Raw genomic sequence first — 3,576 nt, 5'->3', positions numbered from 1 at the left:
GGGCTACATTGATGTCTACAGCAATGTCGACGGGGCTTCAGTTTACTTCAACGGCAATTACGAGGGCGTGACATCCGGGGGTGTGCTTTCTGTTGGCGTTTCACCTTCGGGAACCCCCGTCACAACCATCCTCGTCTCCAAAACCGGTTACAACTCGTGGACAGGTGCGCCCTCAAAGATGCCCGCCAATGGCGAGCACGTCTCAGTCAACGCAAACCTCCAGCCGGTAACAACGCCCCCGACCACAACACCGCCGGTAACCACCGGCACGATCTATGCGCAGTCAAGCCCATCGGGGGCTGCGATCTACATGAACGGTAACTTCTACGGGTATTCGCCGGTAACCATCCCCGGCCTTGCTGCGGGATCCTATTCCATGAAAGCCTCACTGAGCGGGTACACCCCTGATACCCGGGTCGTCACGGTTGCGGCTGGCCAGACCACCACCTATTACCCGACACTCCAGCCGTCACCGCCCCCGCCCCGCAGTACCGGGACAGTCTCGGTGTCTTCGAATCCCACGGGTGCCCTTGTCTATGCCGACAATAACTACCAGGGGAAGGCTCCCGTCACCGTCACCCTGTACCCGGGAAGCCACACATTCCGGCTCACCCTCACCGGCTACAGCGATTACGTGACGACCGTGTACGTCAATGCCGGCAGCAGCCAGACCATCAGTGCTGTCATGCCTCCGGGATCCTTTGGTACCGTGAAGGTCCTCTCCCTCCCGGGTGCCATGGTGTCGATGGATAGCGCACAACAGGGGACGGTCCCCTCGTCCGGCACCCTGACCCTGAATAATGTTGGCGGCGGAAACCACCTTTTCAAGGTGACTGCATCCGGCTACAATGACTGGATGAACACCGTCTATGTCCAGCCGAACGTAGTCACCTCGATCAATGCCGTCCTGACACCGGTCGGTCCCGCGCCGACACCGGTCCCGGCATCCGGTTCGATCCAGGTCACCACGACACCAGACGGCGCCGAGATCTATGTCGACAATCTCTTCAAGGGCTACAGCCCGGCAACGCTCACCGGCATAGCGGCAGGCCAGCACACGGTCCTGCTGAAGTATACCGGCTACATTGACAGTACCCAGTCCGTCATCGTGGGATCCGGGCAGACAACCCCGCTGACCGTCACGATGCAGCCGGCCCCGGCACCAACTCCCGCGTCGCCGCCCTCCCCTGCAATCATCCTTGGAGGGATCGCAGGGGCGGTTGCACTGGGAGCTGCACTCAGGAGGCGAACCTGAAATGACCTGTTCATGCAAGAAATCCACACACCAGTACCTCGCAGCGATCCTCGTGATCATCATCATCGGGGCGCTCACCCTGGTTGCCTATACAGGAGAGCAGGATGCGCTCAGGAGCGCTACTGCCCTGGGAATGAAAGGGACCGTTGGCGTCATGGCCACACAGGTCCATGGATACGAACTTGCCAACATCACCCCGGGCAACGAGAACGCTCCGGAATACCTTGCGCTCGTGGAGAAACTCAACACCATGCGGAGCATGGATGACCATATCCTCAATGCCTATATCCTGAAGGTCTACCCGAACAAGACTGCGGTCTTCCTCGTTGACGACCTGATGGTCAAGGACCCGCAGGGCTCGGCACGGATCGGCGAGGTGTCCACCGCGCCGGATCAGGATGCGATCTTCCTCGCGCTCTCCGGCCCCACGGTCACGAAGCAGCCCTACACGACAAAGTACGGCTCGTTCATGAGCGCTTACGCTCCCATCGATGATTCTGTGGCAGACTCCACTGGCAACACGGCCGCAGTCCTTGCAATCGATATTGCGGCACGCGATTATACCACGTTCACGTCCCAGGGAACGATCATCCTTGTCACGGGACTGGTATCGATCGTTCTTGCTCTCGGCGCAATCTTCTGGTTCGGCCGCAGGGACGATGAGACGAAGTCCGGGTCAACCCGCAACCTCTTTTTTCCGGGACTTCCCAGAGTACCGGGATGTCACCCTTCAGAACGTTATCAGTCATCGGGCTCCTCATTCTGGCCCTTGTCCTCTGCGCAGGATGCACGCAGCCCGCGCCTGCAACTACCATTGAATCCACCCCATTGGGCACCCCGGTACCGGTTGTGACAACTGCGACTTCCACTCCCGCCCCCACAGAAACAGTTTCTCCGGCAGTGACTTTTATTGCCGGAAAGAAAGTCCGGCTGGAGACCTCGATGGGGAACATTGTCATCGCACTCAGCTCAGAGAAACCGAACACCACACGAAACTTCGAGACGCTGGTAAAGAAAGGATTCTACAATGACGTCATCTTCCACCGCGTTATTGACGGATTCATGATCCAGGGCGGGGACCCCACCGGCACCGGCCGCGGGGGCCCGGGGTACCTGATCGATGACGAGTTTACCGGCACCAACAAGAACAACCGCGGCACCGTTGCCATGGCCAATGCCGGCCCCAACACCGGGGGCAGCCAGTTCTTCATCAATACGGTTGACAATAACAACCTTGACGCCAGGCACCCGGTCTTCGGGACCGTGACCGAAGGCATGGACGTTGTCGATGCGATCGCGAAAGTGGAGACAAATGGCTATCCGTTCTTCCGTCCGCTCCAGAACGTGACGATCATCCGCGCCACGATGATCTGATACCAAATCACATCTTCTCTTTTTGCGATTTTTTCCGCGCAGGATTATTCCGCGTATTTTCATATAACCGGAACCCCCATTTGTACCATAACCATGACATCGCCAGCACCGTCCGGGAAGATCGCCCGGCTTGAAACGAATATGGGCACCATCCGAATCGATCTTGCATCCGACATGCCGATCACGGCAGGAAACTTCGAAAAACTCGTCCGCGAGGGATTCTACAATGGCATCATCTTCCACCGCGTCATCAACGGTTTTATGATCCAGGGCGGGGATCCAAAAGGGAATGGTACGGGAGGTCCCGGTTACGTGATCAAGGACGAGTTCCCGCCCGGCAACAAAAACGATCGCGGGACGATCTCGATGGCAAACGCTGGCCCGAACACCGGCGGCAGCCAGTTCTTCATCAACCTTGTCAACAACAATTTCCTTGACGGCCGGCACCCGGCATTCGGGACGGTCATTGAGGGTATGGATGTTGTCGACAAGATCGGCAAGACGAAGACTCTTCGCGAGGACCGGCCTGCGAAGGATGTCGTGATTGTCAAGGCTACTATTGAGTGAAGATGTTTATCCTGATCCCTGTCGGATAGCAGGGATCCCATGCTTTTTTTCCGGCATTCACCGCCGGTACCGTCGATCCCTCGCCAGAGTGTGCCTGGCGGCTTTCGGCGCTCAACTGACACCCTGCCACAGGCCAAAACCCGTTTTGCCTGCCGATCGGCCAAAAGAATGTGGCTAAAAGTTACCTCCCCTCTTCGGCGTAAAAATGGAGACTTTGCCCCAATTATTCCCTCATTTTCCGGAATTATTCCCTCTGGCTCCGGAAAAGGGGGAAAACGGAGCCCTGTACGGGCCCGGATTGGCGGGTCTCTGAAATGAGGGGGGCTAAGACGTGCGACAGGTCCTCTTGCCGGGAACTGAAGAAACACATGGGTTTCTCC

General features: G+C 57.9%; 4 protein-coding genes. All 4 read left to right on the top strand.

The window, feature by feature from the left end:
- On the top strand, window positions 1–1,255 hold a 1,255-nt coding region (locus CW742_RS08880), incomplete at its 5' end, for a PEGA domain-containing protein (protein ID WP_292419324.1).
- Between the two features lies 1 nt (window position 1,256).
- Complete coding sequence (locus CW742_RS08875) at window positions 1,257–2,108, top strand: hypothetical protein (protein WP_292419322.1); 852 nt, start codon at window positions 1,257–1,259, stop codon at window positions 2,106–2,108.
- Window positions 2,105–2,629, top strand: a complete 525-nt coding sequence (locus tag CW742_RS08870) for a peptidylprolyl isomerase (RefSeq protein WP_342764868.1) — start codon at window positions 2,105–2,107, stop codon at window positions 2,627–2,629. The genes CW742_RS08875 and CW742_RS08870 overlap by 4 nt, the downstream gene beginning before the upstream one ends.
- Window positions 2,630–2,722: 93 nt before the next feature.
- The gene (locus CW742_RS08865; protein WP_292419319.1) at window positions 2,723–3,196 is read left to right on the top strand and encodes a peptidylprolyl isomerase; all 474 of its coding nucleotides are present in this window, start codon (window positions 2,723–2,725) and stop codon (window positions 3,194–3,196) included.
- Window positions 3,197–3,576: the final 380 nt, after the last annotated feature.

Source organism: Methanoregula sp. (assembly GCF_002835825.1).
In the GTDB taxonomy this organism is placed as follows: domain Archaea; phylum Halobacteriota; class Methanomicrobia; order Methanomicrobiales; family Methanospirillaceae; genus Methanoregula.
The sequence above is the reverse complement of the archived record's forward strand: the minus strand, read 5'-3'. Positions and strand labels throughout refer to the sequence as shown.

Coding starts and splice junctions, on each gene's coding strand:
- CW742_RS08875 (WP_292419322.1), top strand. CDS start 1,257: ATGACCTGTTCATGCAAGAAATCCACACACCAGTACCTCGCAGCGATC.
- CW742_RS08865 (WP_292419319.1), top strand. CDS start 2,723: ATGACATCGCCAGCACCGTCCGGGAAGATCGCCCGGCTTGAAACGAAT.